This window comes from Herbaspirillum sp. Her2, assembly GCF_057961375.1.
The window spans coordinates 4760105-4778021 of sequence record NZ_CM176331.1; the positions used below are offsets into that span (position 1 = coordinate 4760105).

Below are 17917 nucleotides of genomic sequence, written 5' to 3' on the forward strand. Positions count from 1 at the left end.
CCACCCGATCATGCACGAAAACCTCTCACTCCCGCGCCGCCCGGGGCGCAGTTCCTCCACCGCAGCCCGCCTGGTGCTGTCGCTGATGCTGGTGGCCGTCCTTGGCGCCTGCTCCAAATCCGGCGACCAGCCCAAGCCTGCGGCCCAGTCCGAAGTCGGCTATGTGGTCGTCAAGGCCCAGCGCCAGGCGCTGACCACCGAGTTGCCCGGCCGTACCACGGCCTATCTGGCGGCCGACATCCGTCCGCAGGTGGGCGGCATCATCCAGAAGCGCCTGTTCAAGGAAGGCAGCAACGTCAAGGCCGGCCAGCCGCTGTACCAGATCGATCCGGCCAGCTACCAGGCGGCCTATGACAGCGCCAAGGCTTCCCTGCTGAAGGCACAGGCCACGCTGGCCTCCTCCAAGCTGAAGGCCGACCGTTATGCCGAGCTGAACAAGATCGACGCCGTCTCCAAGCAGGACAACGACGACGCCCAGAGCACGCTGCGCCAGAACCAGGCCGACGTGGAAGTGCAGAAGGCCGCCGTGCAGACCGCAGCCATCAACCTGCAATACACGAAGATCCTGTCGCCCATCTCGGGCCGCATCGAGAAATCCAGCGTCACTCCCGGCGCGCTGGTGACGGCCAGCCAGACCACCGCACTGACCACGGTGCAACAGATCGATCCGATCTACGTCGATGTGACGCAATCCACCGTGGACCTGCTGCGCCTGCGCCGCGAACTGGCCAGCGGCCAGATCAAGAAGAGTGGCGACAATGCCGCCCAGGTCAAGATCCTGCTGGAAGACGGCTCCACCTATGAGCGCACCGGCAAGCTCGAATTCACGGGCCTGTCGGTCGATACCGGCACCGGCATGATCACGCTGCGCGCGGTGGTCCCGAATCCGGATGGCGTGCTGCTGCCCGGCGCATATGTGCGTGCGGTGCTGGAAGAAGGTGTGGATGACCATGCGCTGCTGGTGCCGCAGAAAGCCGTCAGCCGCGACCAGACCGGTGCGGCGACGGCCCTGGTGCTGGGGGCCGACGGCAAGGTCCAGCAGCGCCTGGTGACCGTGGCACGCGCCGTGGGCAACAACTGGTGGATCAGCCGTGGGTTGCAGCAAGGCGACAAGCTCATCGTCGATGGCTTGCAGAAGGTGCGTACCGGTGACACTCCGCGTGCCATCGACATCACCGACAGCTTGCAGAAGGACCTGGCGCGTGAAGCCGCTGCGGCGGCTGCCGACCCCTCGCTGGGCGGTGATGCCGACAAGGCGGGCGATTCCGCTGCCCCGGCCACCAGCGTCCAGTCGAAGTAAGCGAGGCGCACATGGCACGTTTCTTTATCGACCGGCCCATCTTCGCGTGGGTCATCGCCATCATCATCATGCTGGGCGGGATGATGTCGATCCGCTCGCTGTCGCTGGAGCAGTACCCGGACATCGCGCCGCCCAAGGTCAACATCAAGGCCACCTATACCGGTGCCTCGGCCAAGACCCTGGAAGATTCGGTGACCCAGGTCATCGAACAGCAAATGAAGGGCCTGGACAACCTGCAATACATGTCGGCCAGCTCCAGTTCGGCCGGCAGCGCCACGGTAGCGCTGACCTTCACCGCCGGGACCAATCCGGACGTGGCCCAGATGCAGGTGCAGAACAAGCTGCAGCAGGTCACGGCGCGCCTGCCGCAGGCGGTGCAGAACAATGGCGTGACTGTTACCAAGGCCTCCACCGATATCCTGATGGTGCTGTCGCTGACCTCGGATGATCCGCGCATCACCAGCATCGACATCGGCGACTTCATCAGCAGCACGCTGACCGACCAGATCAGCCGCGTGGAAGGCGTGGGCGACGTGACTGCCTTCGGCACCAATTACGCGATGCGCATCTGGATCGATCCGGCCAAGCTGCAGAAGTATGCGCTCATGCCGTCCGACGTCACCAGCGCGCTCGAAGCGCAGAACACCGAAGTGTCGGCCGGCGAGATTGGCGCACTGCCCGCACAGCCGGGACAGCAGATCAACGCCACCATCACGGCGCGCAGCAAGCTGACCACGCCGGATGAATTCCGCAACATCATCGTCAAGTCTTCCGCCGATGGTTCAGTGGTGAAACTATCTGATGTGGCCCGCGTGGAGCTGGGTGGCGAGAGCTACCAGGTGGCCTCGCAGCAGAACGGAAAGCCGTCGTCGGCACTGGCGATCCAGCTGGCCACCGGCGCCAATGCGCTGGCCACGGCCGATGCGGTCAAGAAGAAGATGGCCGAACTGGAGCCTTACTTCCCGGCCTCCATGAAGCTCAAGACCAACATCGCCTACGACACCACGCCCTTCGTGCGCGTGTCGCTGGAAGAAGTGGTCAAGACCCTGATCGAGGCCATCGTGCTGGTGGTGCTGATCATGTACCTGTTCCTGCAGAACATCCGCGCCACCTTCATTCCGGCCATCACGGTCCCGGTGGTGCTGCTGGGGACCTTCGGCATCCTGGCCATGTTCGGCTATTCCATCAACACCCTGACCATGTTCGGGATGGTGCTGGCCATCGGCTTGCTGGTGGACGATGCCATCGTGGTGGTGGAAAACGTCGAGCGCCTGATGAGCGAGGAGAAGCTCAGTCCCAAGGAGGCCACCCGCAAGTCCATGCAGGAAATCACCGGTGCGCTGGTCGGTATCGCCATGGTGCTGTCGGCGGTGTTCATCCCGATGGCCTTCTTTGGCGGATCGACCGGCGTGATCTATCGCCAGTTCTCCATCACCATCGTCTCGGCCATGGCCTTGTCGGTGATGGTGGCGCTGACCCTGACGCCGGCCCTGTGTGCCACGCTGCTCAAGCCGCATGCCAGCGGCCACGTGCAGCAAGGAAAATTCTTTACCTGGTTCAACCGCACCTTTGACCGCAACGCCACCCGCTACCAGGGCGGTGTCGGTGGCCTGCTCAAGCGCGGCAAGCGCGGTCTGCTGATGTATGCGCTGATCGCCGTGGCGATGGCGGTGCTGTTCATGCGCCTGCCCACGTCCTTCCTGCCGGAAGAAGACCAGGGCGTGCTGATGGCCCAGATCCAGCTGCCCACGGGCGCGACCGCCGAGCAGACCGCTACTGTCGTGAAGACCGTGCAGGAATACTTCATGAACAAGCCCGAGTCGGTTGATTCGGTGCTGGCCATCGTCGGTGCAGGCGTGGGTGGCAACAGCCAGAACGGTGCGCGTGCCTTCATCCGCTTGAAGGAGTGGGACCAGCGTACCGGTACCGGGCAGTCGGCTTCCGAGCTGGTGCGCCTGGCCAACGCGGACTTGTCCAAGATTCGCGGGGCGCGCGTGTTCCTGATGAATCCGCCTGCGGTGCGCGGCCTGGGACAGAGTTCGGGCTTCGACCTGGAATTGAAGGATGTGGGCGGCGTGGGCCACGATGCGCTGTTGAAGGCGCGGGACCAGTTCCTGCAACTGGCGCGCGGCAATGCGCTGCTGGCCAACGTGCGCACCACCGGCCTCGATGACACGCCGCAATTGCGTGTGGCCATCGATGACCGCAAGGCAGATGCATTGTCGATTGCGACCTCCGACATCAACTCGACATTGGCCACTGCCATGGGCGGCACCTACGTCAATGACTTCCTCAGCAACGGGCGCGTCAAGAAGGTCTATGTGCAGGGCGATTCCGCCTTCCGCATGCAGGCCGAAGACCTGAACCGCTGGTATGTGCGCAACTCGGCCAGCCAGATGGTGCCGTTCTCGGCCTTCATGAGCAGCAAGTGGACCTATGGACCTTCCCTGCTGGAACGCTACAACGGCGTGTCGTCCTTCGAGATCGTCGGTGAACCGGCCGCGGGCGTGAGCTCGGGCACGGCCATGGCCGAAGTGGAAAAACTGGTGGCGCAACTGCCGGCCGGCATCGGTTTCGAATGGACCGGTTCGTCCTATCAGGAGCGGCTCTCGGGCAACCAGGCACCGATGCTGTATGCGATTTCCATCCTCTTCGTGTTCCTCTGCCTGGCGGCCTTGTATGAGAGCTGGTCGGTACCCTTCGCGGTGATCCTGGCGGTGCCGCTGGGCATCGTCGGGACCGTGCTGCTGACGGGGATTTTCGGGATGTCCAACGACGTGTATTTCCAGGTGGGGCTGTTGACCACGGTGGGCCTGTCGGCCAAGAACGCGATCCTGATCGTGGAATTCGCCAAGCAATTGCACGAGTCCGGCAAGAGCCTGCGGGATGCCACGCTGGAAGCGGTGCAGCTGCGCCTGCGTCCGATCCTGATGACCTCGCTGGCCTTCATGTTCGGCGTGCTGCCGCTGGCCGTGGCCAGCGGCGCCGGCTCGGCCAGCCGCCGCGCCATCGGCACGGGCGTGCTGGGCGGCATGCTCTCGGCCACTTTGCTGGGCATCTTCTTCGTGCCCTTGTTCTACTACCTGATCGGCACCTGGCTGGATCGCCGCGCGGCGAAGAAGCCGCGCCAGGATGACGATCACGCGACACAAAAGGAGGGCGTGTGATGACCCGGCCCGCACAACAAAAATCCATTCTCCGGACCCGCACGGCCATGGTGCTGGCGCTCACGGCAGCGCTGGCGGGCTGCGCCAATCTCGCGCCCGATTACGCGCAGCCGGCCGCACCGGTGCCGGCCAGCTGGACCCAGCAGGTCGACGGCAAGCCGGTCGGCGCCAGCGCCGGCAAGGCCGCTGGCGAGATCGATGCGGACCAGCTCGGCTGGCGCGAATTCTTCCTCGATCCGCGCCTGCAGCAGGTGATTGCCGCTGCGCTGGAGAACAACCGTGACCTGCGGGTGGCGGCGTTGAACATCGAGAAGGCGCGTGCGCAATATCGCATTACCGATGCCGATCGCTATCCGGCCATCTCCGCCACCGGCACCAGTACTGCCAGCCGCACGCCGTCTGAGTTGTCCACCAGCGGCCGCGCCACGGTGTCGCGGCAGCAGAGTGTGACGGTGGGGATCAGCGCTTATGAACTCGATTTCTTTGGTCGCCTGAAGAATCTCTCGGATGCGGCGCTGGAGACCTATCAGTATCAGGTCGAGACCCGTCGCAGCACGCACATCAGCCTGGTGGCCGAAGTGGCCACGGCGTGGCTCACGCTGGCCTCCGACCGCGAGCTGTTGAAGCTGGCGCAGGACACCTATGCCAGCCAGTCGCGCACCTTCGAACTGAGCCAGCGCAGCCATGATATCGGCACCGTCTCCGGGGTCGACCTGGCCAGCCAGGAAGCCACGGTGCAAGCGGCCCGTGCCGATGTGGCCAGCTACACCAGCCAGGTTGCGCAGGACATCAATGCCCTGCGCCTGCTGGTCGGGGCCGATATCGATGCGGCGCTGCTGCCCACCGGCTTGCCGGATACCGCCAGCGTATTGCCTGCCACGCCTGCCGGCTTGCCGTCGCAAGTATTGCTGCGTCGCCCGGATGTGCTGGCGGCGGAGCATACCCTGAAGTCCGCCAATGCCGACATCGGAGCAGCGCGCGCGGCCTTCTTCCCCAGCATTTCGCTCACCGCTGATGGCGGTACGGCCAGCCGCACGCTGGGCGGCTTGTTCAAGGCCGGCAGTGGCAGCTGGAGTTTCGTGCCGTCGATCAACCTGCCCATCTTCAATGCGGGCAGTCTGCGTGCCAGCCTGGACTCGGCCAAGATCACGCGCGACATCGATGTGGCGAATTACGAGAAAGCGATCCAGACCGCCTTCCGTGAAGTGGCCGACGCACTGGCCGTGCGCGCCACGCTGGACCAGCGGCTGGACGCACAGGGCCGGGCCACGGCGGCCAGCGAGAAGGCCTTCCGCTTGTCCGAGGCACGCTACAAGAATGGCATCGACAGCTATCTCACCACGCTGGTGGCGCAGCGTACGCTGTACTCCGCACAGCAGACGCTGATCTCGCTGCGACTGACCGAGCAGAGCAATCGCATTACGCTCTACAAGGTCCTGGGCGGGGGCTGGAATGAGGACACTGCGCAGCCTGTGGCAGCTGTGCAGCGCAGTCCGTCGTGATCGAGCTGACGGCCGTCAGCGCCCGATCCGCTGCTGCGCCGGCGTGATGTCGGTCGTCAGCGGGTCATCATCATCGGCCGCCACGTCAGCATCCCTCTGGTCGGCGCTGAACTGCCCGCACCATTGTGGATGTTGATGTGAATTGCGGTATTTTTATCGTGAAATGAATGTGTGTTGGCGATATTTTGCTGCAAGTGCTTCCTGCGTGAAGCTTCATATCTGAAGCCATCACTTGCCCCTTAATCTGGTTGACAAGCCGTACACCGGCGGGAATAATCCGCCAAGTGATACGACAACGTACAAGCTCTGCCGACCCGATGAAGTCGCAGGCCTATCGGCGAGATCACCGCCTTTGAAAGCAGCACCCGATCCGACAACAACAACGATGAGCAACCATCAGGAGACAGCCCGCATGAGCGCAGACACCGACCGTGATGCGTGGCAGACCGCCCGTTTTTCCCGACTCCTGCTGACCGGCGCGGCCGGTGGCGTGGGCCGGCAATTGCGTGGCCGCCTGGCATCCTTTGCCGAGCGTGTGCGGGTGGCGGATCTGGCTGCGGCCATGGAGGCCGCGGGTCCCGCGGCGGCGCATGAAGAAGTGCTGGGCTGCGACCTGGCCGACCGCGCCGCGGTCGATGCGATGGTGGCAGGCTGCGAGGCCATCATCCACCTCGGTGGCGTGTCGGTGGAGCGTCCCTTCGAAGAGATCCTGGAAGCCAACATCAAGGGCGTCTTCCATATCTACGAGGCCGCCCGCCGCCATGGCGTCAAGCGTGTCATCTTCGCCAGCTCCAACCACGTCACCGGTTTCTATGGCCAGGATGAGCGCATCGATGCGCACGACATGAAGCGTCCCGATGGCTACTACGGCTTGTCCAAGTCCTATGGCGAAGACATGGCGCAGTTCTACTTCGACCGCTATGGGGTGGAGACGGTGAGCATCCGCATCGGATCGATCTTCCCGGAAGCGACCAACCGCCGCATGCTGGCCAGCTGGATGAGCATGGACGATTTCGAGCAACTGCTGCGCCGTGCGCTGTTCATCCCTGGCGTGGGTCACACCATCGTCTACGGCATGTCGGCCAACGCCAAGACCTGGTGGGACAACCGCCACGCCGCGCACCTGGGCTATGCGCCCAAGGACAGTTCGGAAATCTTCCGCGCCAAGGTGGAAGCGCAACCGCAGCCGGCCGCCGATGATCCGGTGGCGACCCTGCAAGGTGGTGCCTTTACGGCTGCCGGACCCTTTGATCCGTTGGCGAACTAACTTAATTTATCCACAGCGTTTTCTCGTTTCATCGCGGCATTCCGTCGTAGTTCATCGCCGCAGTTCATTGCATTTTCCGCGCGCCACGCCATTCTTCAGCGCGCGGCATGGCAGCAACGCACGCAACAGCTTGACCTGAATCGCAGCAAGGCAGCACCCGGCACACCGGGCCGCTCGCACGCAGCAGGATCGCGCCCGCGCCGCACCGATGTCCGGTTCCCTGAAACCTTGACGGACCCGGCAGCCCATGAACTTCTCTCTCGACTTCACTCCGCTGGCGCCTTACTGGCCCGTGTTCCTGCACGGTGCCTGGCTGACGCTGAAGATGACCACGCTGGCCGTCATCGTCGGCGTGGCCATCGGCATCTTCGTCGCCTTCGCCAAGAACAGTCCTAATCGCTTCGTGGCCCGCACCTGCAGCGGCTACATCGAGGTGGTACGCAATACCCCGTTCCTGGTGCAGATCTTCTTGCTCTATTTCGGCCTGGCCAGTCTCGGTATCCGCATGCCGACCTTCGCGGCAGCAGTGCTGGCGATGGTCATCAACATCGCCGCCTATGCCGCCGAGATCATTCGCGCCGGCATTGATTCGGTGCCGCGCGGACAGATCGAAGCCGCCGAATGCCTGGGCCTGTCGGTCTGGCGCATCCGCTGGCACGTGATGCTGCAGCCGGCCATCGAGCGCGTCTATCCGGCGCTGACCAGCCAGTTCCTGCTGATGATGCAGGCCTCGGCGATGGCCTCGCAGATTTCCGCCGAAGAGTTGACGGCCATCGCCAATACCGTGCAGTCCGATACCTTCCGTTCATTGGAAACCTATCTCGTGGTGGCTGCCCTGTACCTGGTGCTGGCCGTGCTGGTCAAGCTGGTGGCTTATTCCATCGGTGAAACTATTTTCAAACGCCGCCGCACCTTGCGCCGCGCGGCTGCACAGGGCAGGCGCAGTCCGGTGTCGCGCCTGCCGGCCAGCGATCCGGCAGCGATGGCACCGCTGGCCCATGTGCCTTATGTACATGCCGCTTCGCGGCCGGTGGCGGTCAACACCGCAGCCGCGCTGCGCATCGAAGGGAGCACATCATGATGGGCAACTTCAGCTGGACCTATTTCTTCTTCATGGTGCAATCGATCGGCTGGACCCTGGTCTTGTCGCTACTGGCTTTCGTGCTCGGTGGCATCGGCGGATTCCTGGTGATGCTGGCGCGGATCTCGCCACGCGCCTGGCTGCGGCGGCCTGCCATCCTCTTCATCGAATGCGTGCAGGGCATACCCTTGCTGATCCTGCTCTTCATCGTCTATTTCGGCTTGTCGGTGTATGGGCTGGTGCTGCCGGCACTGGTGGCAGCGGGGCTGGCGATGATGATCTATGCCAGCGCGTATCTGGGCGACATCTGGCGCGGTTGCGTGGAGGCCATGCCGCGCCCGCAGTGGGAAGCATCGGAGTGCCTGTCGCTGACACGCTGGCAGACGCTGCGCCTGGTCATCATCCCGCAGGCCACGCGGCTGTCGCTGCCGCCCACCATCGGCTTCCTGGTGCAGCTGATCAAGATGACCTCGCTGGCGTCGGTCATCGGTTTCGTCGAACTGACGCGGGCCGGTCAGATCATCAACAACTCCATCTTCCAGCCCTTCCTGGTGTTCCTGCTGGTGGGGTCCTTCTACTTCCTGCTCTGCTATCCCTTATCGCGCTGGAGCGCATCCATGGAGAGAAAGCTCAATGTCAGCCATCGCTAAACCCGAATCCGCACCGCATCTGCGCGCCGTGGGGGCGTCCCAGGAGCCGCAGCCGGTCATCGTCCGGCTGGACCAGGTCTACAAGAGTTTCGGTGACAACCAGGTCCTGAAAGGCGTGTCCTTTGAAGTCGCGCGCGGCGAGATGATCGCCATCATCGGCGCCTCCGGTTCCGGCAAGTCCACCGCGCTGCGCTGTATCGACCGGCTGGAGACCATCGACTCCGGCAGCATCGAAGTGGCCGGCATCCGCGTCGATGATCCGCAGGTCGACCTGCACAGGCTGCGGCGCGAGGTGGGCATCGTGTTCCAGAGCTACAACCTGTTCCCGCATCTCAACGTGCTGGAAAACGTCATGCTGGCGCTGCGCCACGTCAAGCAGCAGGACAAGGCCGAGGCGCGCCGCGTGGCCCTGGCCGCGCTGGCGCAAGTCGGGCTCGACGAGAAGGCCAATGCCTATCCCGAACAGCTCTCGGGCGGTCAGCAGCAGCGCGTGGCCATTGCGCGCTCGCTGGCGATGTCGCCCAAGGTGATGCTGTTCGATGAAGTGACCTCGGCACTGGACCCGCAACTGACCGGCGAAGTGCTGCGCGTGATGGAAGACCTGGCCGCCAATGGCATGACCATGCTGCTGGTGACGCACGAGATGAACTTTGCCAAGCGCGTGGCCGACCGCATCATCTACATGCACCAGGGCCGGGTCTGGGAAGTCGGTCCCGGCGACATGCTGGACCACCCGCACACCCCCGAACTGCAAGCCTTCCTGGCTGCCGACCTGTAGCGCAAACGCTGTTGCCTGACCTGACCATTCATAAAATAACGGAGACACAAAATGAAACTAAGCCCATTACGCCACCTTGCACGCCCGGCCATTGCGGCCCTGATCCTGGGCCTCGCTACCCATGCCGCGCACGCCGACCAGCTCGACGATATCAGGAAGGCCGGCAAGATCCGCATCGCCACCACGTCCAGCACGCCGCTGTTCGGCTACAGCGACGACAAGCTGCAGCCGGCCGGCTCCGATGTCGATGCTGCGCGCCTGCTGGCGCAGGACCTGGGCGTACAGCTCGACCTGATCCAGGTAGCCAATGCCGCGCGGGTGCCGACCCTGCAATCCAATCGCGCCGATATCGTGGTGGGCTCGCTGTCGATCACGCCGGAGCGCCTGAAGGTCATCGATTTCTCCACGCCCTATGCGGTCATCAGCCTCATCATCGGCGCGCCCAAAAGCATGGCGATCAAGGATTATGCCGACCTCAACGGCAAGCGCATCGGCGTCACCCGCGCCACGCCCAACGATACGCTGACCACGCAGAACGCCAAGGGCGCGGAGATCATGCGCTACGAGGATGATGCCACCCTCATCACCTCGATGGTCACGGGCCAGGTGGAAGTGTTCTCCAGCACGCCTTCCAACCTGCAGGAGATGCAGAAGAAGGCGCCGGGCAAGAATCTGGAAATGAAATTTGAACAGAAGGCCTTTGACCTGGGCATCGCCATCAACAAGAACCAGCCACGCCTGAAGGAATGGATCGACAACTGGGTCAAGACCAACCAGAAGAATGGCAAGCTCAATGCCATCTACAAGAAACATCACGGCCGCGATCTGCCGGCTGCCGTGCAGAATCCCGCATAAGCCGTATCTGTTCCAGCCACGCCGGGTGCAGCATGGCCCGGCGTTGTTGCGTCATGCGCAGCGTTCAGCGGCCTTCGAAAATGCGCTGGCGCGCATGCCCGATGTGGGCACGCATGGCCGCCTCGGCGTCTTGCGCCGAGCCTTGGGCGATGGCATCGATGATGGCCTGATGTTCATCGTCGATGACCTGGATGCGCTCGCTCTCCTGCGGTGAACCCAGGTTCTGCGCCAGTTCCATGCACTGGCGGATCGGGCCCAGCGCATGTTCGATGGTGGAGATGAAGAAGGGATTGCGGGTGGCCCGGGCAATGGCCATGTGCAGCGCCAGATCTTCCTCCACGCCGGTCTGGCCTTGCAGCTGCGCGCGCCGCAGCGCTTGCAGGCAATGGCGCATCAGGGCGATGTCCTCGTCCTCGCGGGCCGTGGCCGCAATGCCTGCCGCACCCACTTCCACACACGCGCGAAACGCGTAATAGCGCTCCACGTCAGGAATGCTGGCAATCTGCGCCGGCGCGCTGCTTTGCAGGACCGGCAGCCGCTGCACATAGTTGCCCGAGCCCCGGCGCGAGACCACGATGCCTTCCGAACGCAGGCGCGAGAGCGCTTCCCGTACCGTCGTGCGGGAAGCCTCGTAGCGCTGCGCCAGTTCCACTTCGGTGGGCAGCTTGCGGTTCTCGCCCAGTTCCCCGCGCAGGATGGACGCGATGATCTGCTTGCAGATGTGTTCGGACCGGCTGAGTTGGCCGCGATGTGAAGAATCGGGGGAGGGCGGGTGGAATGCTGACATGTACGATGACTGCTGCCGGGAAGTTCGTCTGCGGTCACTATGAAGGGTTCTGCGCCGGGGCGCAAGCCTGGGCTGCCCGGCGCGCGGGAAGATTCACCTCACCCCCCTGAAATCGGCCTGCAAAGCCGTTTCCATGAAGGAATCTGCATTTAATTCGGTTGACTTCCGGAGCCGCGATCATTAGAGTTGTCCACCTGCATGAAGAATTAGTCCGACTAATCGCAGCTCAACTTATACGACATCGTATAAATCAAATGATAAAAAAGATAAGAAAACTTCATCTGGAGACAGGCATGCATTCCCGATCTGCCTGAGCCCAGGCGGCCCTGTGCCGCCGGGGGATGACGGCTGTGCGCCATCCACCGCGAGAGCGGGCGCACAACCAGACCCTGGGGCGACGGGCCGCGCATTGCCTGCCCTTTGAAGAACTATCCATTTTGGAGACGCCATGAAGTACGTAAGAGGAATCCGCTGGTACATGGTGACGCTGGTCACCTTGGCCCTGATCGTCAATTACCTGGCCCGCAACACGCTGTCGGTGGCCGCCCCGACCATGATGAAAGAGCTGGACATGAGTACCCAGCAGTACTCCTACATCGTGGTGGCGTGGCAGATCTGCTATGCGGTCATGCAGCCGGTGGCCGGCTACGTTCTCGACGCGGTGGGCACCAAGATCGGCTTCGGCATCTTCGCCCTGGCCTGGTCGCTGGTGTGCGCGGCGGCTGCACTGGCGACCGGCTGGCAGAGCCTGGCCTTCTTCCGCGCGCTGCTGGGCATGACCGAAGCGGCCGGTATTCCCGGTGGCGTGAAGGCCTCCACCGAGTGGTTCCCGGCCAAGGAACGGTCGGTGGCCATCGGCTGGTTCAACATCGGTTCCTCGATTGGCGCGCTGTGCGCACCGCCCCTGGTGGTGTGGACCATCCTGCATGGCGGCTGGAAGATGTCCTTCGTGGTGGTGGGCGTGCTGGGCGTGTTGTGGTTCTTCCTGTGGATGCTGTTCTACAAGAGCCCGCGTGACCAGAAGCTGCTCTCGCCGGAAGAGCGTGACTACATCCTCGACGGCCAGGAAAAGACGCCTGAAAAAGTCGTGCGTGAAAGCTGGACCAAGATCGTGCGCAGCCAGAACTTCTGGTCGATCGCCATTCCGCGCTTCCTGTCGGAACCGGCGTGGCAGACCTTCAATGCCTGGATCCCGCTGTACATGGCCACCGAGCGCCACATGAACATCAAGGAAATCGCCATGTTCGCCTGGCTGCCTTTCCTGGCGGCGGACATCGGTTGCGTGCTGGGCGGCTACCTGAGCCCGTTCTTCCACAAGCATTTGAATGTGTCGCTGTTCACTTCGCGCAAGCTGGTGATGCTGGTGGGCAGTCTGGCCATGATCGGGCCGGCTTGCGTGGGCTTCGTCGATAGTCCGTATGTGGCCATCGCCTTGCTCTCCATTGGCGGCTTTGCGCACCAGACGCTGTCGGGCGCGTTGTATTCGATCACTTCCGATGTGTTCACCAAGAATCAGGTGGCCACTGCCACCGGCCTGACCGGCATGAGCGGCTACCTGGGGGCGACGCTGTTCACGCTGCTCTTCGGCATCCTCGTCACGCAGATTGGCTATGGCCCCTTGTTCGTGTTGCTGGCCGCGTTCGACCTGGTGGCCGTGGCGGTGGTGTTTGCGATTGCCCGTCCGCGTCCGGAGGCGATTGCCTGATTGTCGTCATTCGCAAGAGTGCATGAGGGGGCGGCGTCTTGGGACGCCGCCCTTTTTTCACTGGGGATCACGGATCAGTGACGCCCGATATCGTTCATGCCGTCAGCGGCGGGCGCTGCAGGGCCACCCACTCCTGCACCGTGGACCGCTGCCATTGTGCCTTTGCATAGGCGGCCAGACGCGGTGGTACAGGATCGCCATGCAGGGCGAGACGATTGATCATCAGCGCCAGGTCAGTATCGGCGATGCTCCATTGGCCGAAGAGGTGGTCCGCTGCTTGCGGCAGCAGGGCTTCCGCGAAACGGAACAGCCGCTGTGCGGTGGCTTCTGCCTGGGCGGACAGGGGCGGCTTGCGGGCGGCATAGAAGAGCACTTGCGTATTGCGTTCTTCGCGGATGGGCATCAGGTCGCTGCGCAGCCAGGCTTGCACCTGGCGTGCGCGTGCGCGCGCGGCTGGATCGGAAGGATAGAGCGGCGCACCGTCGAAGACGTCTTCCAGATATTCCGTGATGGCCGAGGATTCGGACAGGGCCAGCTCGCCATGCTGCAGCGTCGGCACGCGCGCGGTCAGGGACAGGGCGGCATAGGCGGGGTCATGATGGGCGGCGGCGTCGAGGTCGACGGTGTGCAGATCGAAGGGCAAGGCCTTTTCGCGCAGGGCGACGAAGACCGACATGGCATAGGGGCTGGCGTATTGGGCGTCGACGTGGAGTTGCAGGGGCAGGGCGGATGACATGGTGTTTCTCCTTGAAAGCAGGGTTCAGAAAGCAGACGACAGCAGCGCCTGCCGCTGCGTCATCAGACGCGCATGCAAGCCCGCGCTGACCGGTACGAAGGGCAGGCGGACTTCCGGTGCGCACCAGCCATCGGCGTGCAGCAGGGCCTTCAGCGGTGCCGGGCTGGGTTCGGCAAACAGATCGCGGATGACCGGCTGCAACGCGTCGGCAATGTCCCTTGCCTGGTGCCACTGGTTGTCGCGGATCAGTGCCTGCATCTGCACGTGCCAGTGCGGCATCACGTGGGCCGAGGCAGCGATGACGCCGTGCGCGCCCAGGCACAGCGCCATGAAATTCTGGGCGTCGTCGCCCGAGAGGATGCGCAGCGAGGTCTCGTTGACCAGGCGCTGCATGCGCTCCTGGCTGCCGCCGCATTCCTTGATGCCGACCACGCGCGGATCCTGCGCCAGTTGTTGCAGCGTCTGCAGCTCGACCTGGCAGCCGGTGCGATAGGGAATGTTGTAGACCAGCACAGGCAGGTCGGCGCTCTCCGTGACCGCTTCCAGATGGCGGCGGATACCGTCCTGGGATGGCCGCACGTAAAGCGGTGGCGTCACCAGCAGGCCATCGGGCCGCAGTCGCGACAGTACGCGTGCGCGCGCCACCGCATCGTGCGTGGACGCGGTCGACAACCCCATGACCAGCGGTAGCTGCGGGACTGCAGCGCGCAGGGTCGCCAGCAGGGCGTCCTGTTCACCTGGCTGCAGCAGGATGCCCTCGCCCGTGGTGGCCGCGACGACCAGCCCGCTGATGCCTTGTTCGGCCAGATGTTGCGCCAGCCGTGCCAGGGCAGGGTGGTCGATGCTGGCCGCGTCGCCCGCCAGGAACGGCGTGACGATGGGGACCCAGACTCCGGTAAAGCTTGTGTGCATGTGTACCTCATGAAGAACGGTTGAAGAAAGCCGTTCCGCCGGCAGTGCGCCGGGCGAGGTCTGAAAGAAGGGTGATGTTGCGATCCAGTCCCGCCAGGCGATCCGCCGGACGGGACGTGACATCCCCGTCAGCGGAGATGCCGTTTTTTGGTGTTCAGCCCGCGCAGGCAGACGCCAGCCGCCGGGAGGGCAGCGCGTGTCTGGATGAGGGATCGCTTCAGTTGCATGGTGTGGGAAGTGATGGGCTGAGCGACGATAGTAAACTAGATTGTCGGAAAAGTTCAAATGCCGTGTGGCGTTTCTGCACCGTGCAGATTCACAATCGCCCTTTTCCTTACCGGCAAAAGAGGTGGTGATATGAAAGGCATGCAATCGAACCGCGATGTCGTCGTTGAGGGTGCAATAATGGGGCCTTTCTTATGCCCGGATGACGACATCATGAACGACGGCAGCGCGCAAGCCATCCCGGATTTCGGTCAGGATTTCCGCGCGCTCCTTAATTTTCTGTACGCGGGCAGTGATACAGAAACGCTTTCGCCAGAGCGCTTTGCTGCAGTGCTGCGTATCGATGCTGCCGCGCTCATGGCCTCATGCCGCTACCCGGCGCTGTCACATGGCAGCGAAGCCTACGCCATGCAAAGGCATTTGCATGAAGCCCTACGCGTCATTCGGCTCTGCAATGATCTCTTCGGCAATGTGGAAGCATCCCTGGGCTGGTTTCAACAGGCCGCGCTCCCGGTTTTCGGTGGCAATACGCCGCATCAGCTGGTGTCGGAAGATCGTACCGATGATCTCGTGCGTTATCTTTCTTCGCTGGAAGCCGGATTTTCGGGATGATCCTGACCAGTCTTGAGACGGTCGCTTATCGGGTCCATGTTCCTCGCTGGTCGTTTGATCCGGTCTCAGGTGCCGGCGCAGCGCGATTCGGCGGCAGGCTCAACCGGCCCGGCGTGCCGGCTTTGTACCTCTCGCTGGAGACGGCCACGGCACTGGCCGAATACCAGCAGTTGGCTCCGCTGCTGCCGCCGGGTGTGATCGTGGCCTATCAGGTGAGGCTGGAGAAGGTGGTGGATTTCCGTGATGGCATCGGCCCGGGGTGGAGCCCGATCTGGCGGAGTTTCTATTGCGATTGGCGGCGCTTGCTTTTTCAGGACACCACTGAACCACCTTCGTGGGCGATAGGTGATGCAGCCATGACGTCAGGTGCCAGTGGCATCCTGTTTCGCTCGGCCCTTACCAGCGCCGGTTGCAATCTGGTGGTCTTCACGGAGAAGCTTGGACATGCCGATCAACTGAACGTGCATGATCCGCTGCGCACATTGCCAGCCGATCAGGCCTCCTGGCGGTAACGGTACCAGCGGCCTCGTCAAGAGCAGATCACCGAATCTCCGCGCTATACCTGAACTTGCTCCCCGCCCCGCGCGATTGTCGCCACTCCAGCGGCGCACCATCCGAGCCGAAGGCGATGCGTTCGATCACCACGACCGGCGTCTTTTCCTTGAGTCCCAGCAGCTTTGCCTGCGCCGCCGTCACCGTTTCCACGGTCAGGGTTTCGCGCGCCGAGGCGACGATGAGCCCGCATTCGCGCTCATACAGCGGATACAGCAGATCGCCGAAATCCTCCGGTGCCTTCCCCGCCAGCGCCTTGAAGCGCTGGGCACACAGGTAGATGTTCTCGGCCAGCACCGGTTGTCCATCCACCTTGCGCAGGCGCAGCAGTTCGATCACCCGGGCGTGCGTCTTCAGGTGCAAGGCCTCGGCCACCTGACGCGGTGCCTCGATGACCTTGCGGCTGACGATCACGCTGGTCGGCTGCAGCGGGCGGCCATCGGCCGATTCGAACCGGAAGAAGCGGAACAGCGAATTGTCGAAACGCGCCTTGCGCACGAAGGTGCCACGTCCGTGCGTGCGTTCCACCAGGCCTTCGCTCATCAGCGTCTCGACCGCGCGGCGCACCGTACCCACGGCCACCTGATAGGTCTGGCTCAATTCGGCTTCGGACGGGATGGCTTGTCCCGGTTGCCATTTCTGGGCGCGGATCTGCGCCGCGAGCTGGTCACGCAACTGGAGATAGAGCGGCAGGCGCGCATCGGCGGCGGTCTGGTCAAGCATGCTGAAACTTGCCTTGCAAAAGAGAAAGTGCTCAGTCTACCCGGGGCCGGGCCCGCCCACAACGACAGGGTGCATCGTACCGCACGCAGGTGGACGGCACTGCGCCGCCGTCCTTGTCCACCGATGATGCAACCCTGAGCGCCACAAGGTTTCATCGCTCGCCGCAGTGATCAGTGGACATCATCAAAATTACGCTGAGTACGAAGGCTTTTTCTATCAAGCACTTATCATCGATCATCAACTATGATGGGAAAGTCAAAATCTGCAAATAAGCAGTGAACTTTAGTATCGATGAAGATCTTGAAGTGAATCACTGCTTCACCACTAAATAACGCCACGCACTCGGCCCTGAGCCTAAATCGTGGCATGCCCCAATACCCACGGTATCAGTCTGGCAATGTTGACAGCATCGTCCAGCCCTCGATGATGCTGCCCTTCAATGCTATTACCGGTGAGCGAGCACGCCCGGACCATCCCCACTTCCTTGCCAATTCGCTGGGCCTTCGCGAACAGACGCTTAGCATTTTGATGGGGCATAACCAACGGCATAGCAATCCCATGACGCTCGGAATCTCTGCTTAGCTGCTTGTTATCATAGTTTCCCCAACTTATCCAAACGGTATCGGTCGATCCTACGTTGTTGGCGAATGCTTGAAGAGCGCGTGCCGCGACAGGAAACAGAGGCGCCTGATCGACTTCTATTTGAGTGATTCCGATTAATTGCTTGCAAAATGGTGTGAGTATTGGCCGCACCAACGGCCTCACTAGATGCTGAAACCGCTCAAGGACCGCGCCGTCTTGTGTGGCCCAACAGGCCCCGATTTCAATGATTTCCATTTCTTCCGGCGCGATACTGCCGTCATCCGCGCAGGTCGCTTCTAGGTCAACTACTAAGAATCGCTTTTCCATTTCTTACCACCCAGGTCAACTGATTATGGGATACGGTTTGGCTCCGAAAAAATCGAACAATTTCTTGAGGATTGCCATATTGGTCCTTCCAACTGAAAGCCAACCTAAAATCATCGCAACCTTAATCTACCGGAATCAGGCCAATAAAGCCGGCGA

16 protein-coding genes are annotated in these 17917 nt (G+C 62.7%); 11 read left to right on the top strand and 5 right to left on the bottom strand.

Annotated features, from left to right (window positions below):
• Positions 1-10 precede the first annotated feature (10 nt).
• The 8 genes from ACWHXP_RS21615 (at position 11) to ACWHXP_RS21650 (ending at position 10600) form a co-directional block, all read left to right on the top strand.
• On the top strand, positions 11-1300 hold the full coding sequence (locus ACWHXP_RS21615; protein WP_489635085.1) for an efflux RND transporter periplasmic adaptor subunit: 1290 nt from the start codon (positions 11-13) through the stop codon (positions 1298-1300).
• 11 nt (positions 1301-1311) lie between these two features.
• Positions 1312-4467, top strand: a complete 3156-nt coding sequence (locus ACWHXP_RS21620; RefSeq protein ID WP_489624147.1) for an efflux RND transporter permease subunit — start codon at positions 1312-1314, stop codon at positions 4465-4467.
• Positions 4467-5969, top strand: a complete 1503-nt coding sequence (locus ACWHXP_RS21625) for an efflux transporter outer membrane subunit (RefSeq protein WP_489624146.1) — start codon at positions 4467-4469, stop codon at positions 5967-5969. The genes ACWHXP_RS21620 and ACWHXP_RS21625 overlap by 1 nt, the downstream gene beginning before the upstream one ends.
• Positions 5970-6381: 412 nt before the next feature.
• Positions 6382-7236 (top strand): NAD-dependent epimerase/dehydratase family protein, encoded by an 855-nt coding sequence (locus tag ACWHXP_RS21630; protein WP_121041165.1) that lies wholly within the window; start codon positions 6382-6384, stop codon positions 7234-7236.
• Between the two features lie 247 nt (positions 7237-7483).
• Entirely contained in the window at positions 7484-8317 is an 834-nt protein-coding gene (locus tag ACWHXP_RS21635) for an amino acid ABC transporter permease (RefSeq protein WP_489624145.1), read from the top strand.
• Positions 8314-8967, top strand: a complete 654-nt coding sequence (locus ACWHXP_RS21640; protein WP_121041161.1) for an amino acid ABC transporter permease — start codon at positions 8314-8316, stop codon at positions 8965-8967. Before ACWHXP_RS21635 ends, ACWHXP_RS21640 begins: the two co-directional genes overlap by 4 nt.
• Positions 8951-9745, top strand: a complete 795-nt coding sequence (locus ACWHXP_RS21645; RefSeq protein ID WP_489624144.1) for an amino acid ABC transporter ATP-binding protein — start codon at positions 8951-8953, stop codon at positions 9743-9745. Before ACWHXP_RS21640 ends, ACWHXP_RS21645 begins: the two co-directional genes overlap by 17 nt.
• A 51-nt stretch (positions 9746-9796) precedes the next feature.
• Positions 9797-10600, top strand: coding sequence for a transporter substrate-binding domain-containing protein (locus ACWHXP_RS21650; protein ID WP_489624143.1), 804 nt, complete (start codon positions 9797-9799; stop codon positions 10598-10600).
• A gap of 64 nt (positions 10601-10664) precedes the next feature.
• On the opposite strand, the gene ACWHXP_RS21655 is transcribed toward ACWHXP_RS21650, so the two are convergent.
• Positions 10665-11387, bottom strand: coding sequence for a FadR/GntR family transcriptional regulator (locus tag ACWHXP_RS21655; RefSeq protein WP_121041155.1), 723 nt, complete (start codon positions 11385-11387; stop codon positions 10665-10667).
• A gap of 448 nt (positions 11388-11835) precedes the next feature.
• On the opposite strand from ACWHXP_RS21655, the gene ACWHXP_RS21660 reads away from it, so the two are divergent.
• Positions 11836-13092 (top strand): MFS transporter, encoded by a 1257-nt coding sequence (locus tag ACWHXP_RS21660; protein ID WP_034331750.1) that lies wholly within the window; start codon positions 11836-11838, stop codon positions 13090-13092.
• A gap of 94 nt (positions 13093-13186) precedes the next feature.
• On the opposite strand, the gene yfcF is transcribed toward ACWHXP_RS21660, so the two are convergent.
• Entirely contained in the window at positions 13187-13828 is a 642-nt protein-coding gene (gene yfcF / locus ACWHXP_RS21665) for a glutathione transferase (protein WP_489635084.1), read from the bottom strand.
• Between the two features lie 24 nt (positions 13829-13852).
• Positions 13853-14740, bottom strand: coding sequence for a 4-hydroxy-tetrahydrodipicolinate synthase (dapA, locus tag ACWHXP_RS21670; protein ID WP_489624141.1), 888 nt, complete (start codon positions 14738-14740; stop codon positions 13853-13855).
• Between the two features lie 357 nt (positions 14741-15097).
• On the opposite strand from dapA, the gene ACWHXP_RS21675 reads away from it, so the two are divergent.
• Together ACWHXP_RS21675 and ACWHXP_RS21680 are read left to right on the top strand one after the other, a co-directional pair.
• Positions 15098-15577, top strand: a complete 480-nt coding sequence (locus tag ACWHXP_RS21675; RefSeq protein WP_489635083.1) for a DUF2384 domain-containing protein — start codon at positions 15098-15100, stop codon at positions 15575-15577.
• Complete coding sequence (locus tag ACWHXP_RS21680) at positions 15574-16089, top strand: RES family NAD+ phosphorylase (RefSeq protein ID WP_259433654.1); 516 nt, start codon at positions 15574-15576, stop codon at positions 16087-16089. The genes ACWHXP_RS21675 and ACWHXP_RS21680 overlap by 4 nt, the downstream gene beginning before the upstream one ends.
• A 28-nt stretch (positions 16090-16117) precedes the next feature.
• Here the strand turns inward: ACWHXP_RS21680 and ACWHXP_RS21685 are convergent, their stop codons facing one another.
• Both ACWHXP_RS21685 and ACWHXP_RS21690 read right to left on the bottom strand, forming a co-directional pair.
• Positions 16118-16852 carry a GntR family transcriptional regulator gene (locus tag ACWHXP_RS21685; protein WP_034331745.1) on the bottom strand — a complete coding sequence of 245 codons (735 nt, stop codon included), beginning with the start codon at positions 16850-16852 and terminating at the stop codon, positions 16118-16120.
• Between the two features lie 354 nt (positions 16853-17206).
• Positions 17207-17761 carry a 3'-5' exonuclease gene (locus tag ACWHXP_RS21690; protein ID WP_489635082.1) on the bottom strand — a complete coding sequence of 185 codons (555 nt, stop codon included), beginning with the start codon at positions 17759-17761 and terminating at the stop codon, positions 17207-17209.
• Positions 17762-17917 lie beyond the last annotated feature (156 nt).

Coding starts and splice junctions, on each gene's coding strand:
- ACWHXP_RS21615 (WP_489635085.1), top strand. CDS start 11: ATGCACGAAAACCTCTCACTCCCGCGCCGCCCGGGGCGCAGTTCCTCC.
- ACWHXP_RS21620 (WP_489624147.1), top strand. CDS start 1,312: ATGGCACGTTTCTTTATCGACCGGCCCATCTTCGCGTGGGTCATCGCC.
- ACWHXP_RS21625 (WP_489624146.1), top strand. CDS start 4,467: ATGACCCGGCCCGCACAACAAAAATCCATTCTCCGGACCCGCACGGCC.
- ACWHXP_RS21630 (WP_121041165.1), top strand. CDS start 6,382: ATGAGCGCAGACACCGACCGTGATGCGTGGCAGACCGCCCGTTTTTCC.
- ACWHXP_RS21635 (WP_489624145.1), top strand. CDS start 7,484: ATGAACTTCTCTCTCGACTTCACTCCGCTGGCGCCTTACTGGCCCGTG.
- ACWHXP_RS21640 (WP_121041161.1), top strand. CDS start 8,314: ATGATGGGCAACTTCAGCTGGACCTATTTCTTCTTCATGGTGCAATCG.
- ACWHXP_RS21645 (WP_489624144.1), top strand. CDS start 8,951: ATGTCAGCCATCGCTAAACCCGAATCCGCACCGCATCTGCGCGCCGTG.
- ACWHXP_RS21650 (WP_489624143.1), top strand. CDS start 9,797: ATGAAACTAAGCCCATTACGCCACCTTGCACGCCCGGCCATTGCGGCC.
- ACWHXP_RS21655 (WP_121041155.1), bottom strand. CDS start 11,387: ATGTCAGCATTCCACCCGCCCTCCCCCGATTCTTCACATCGCGGCCAA.
- ACWHXP_RS21660 (WP_034331750.1), top strand. CDS start 11,836: ATGAAGTACGTAAGAGGAATCCGCTGGTACATGGTGACGCTGGTCACC.
- yfcF (WP_489635084.1), bottom strand. CDS start 13,828: ATGTCATCCGCCCTGCCCCTGCAACTCCACGTCGACGCCCAATACGCC.
- dapA (WP_489624141.1), bottom strand. CDS start 14,740: ATGCACACAAGCTTTACCGGAGTCTGGGTCCCCATCGTCACGCCGTTC.
- ACWHXP_RS21675 (WP_489635083.1), top strand. CDS start 15,098: ATGAAAGGCATGCAATCGAACCGCGATGTCGTCGTTGAGGGTGCAATA.
- ACWHXP_RS21680 (WP_259433654.1), top strand. CDS start 15,574: ATGATCCTGACCAGTCTTGAGACGGTCGCTTATCGGGTCCATGTTCCT.
- ACWHXP_RS21685 (WP_034331745.1), bottom strand. CDS start 16,852: ATGCTTGACCAGACCGCCGCCGATGCGCGCCTGCCGCTCTATCTCCAG.
- ACWHXP_RS21690 (WP_489635082.1), bottom strand. CDS start 17,761: ATGGAAAAGCGATTCTTAGTAGTTGACCTAGAAGCGACCTGCGCGGAT.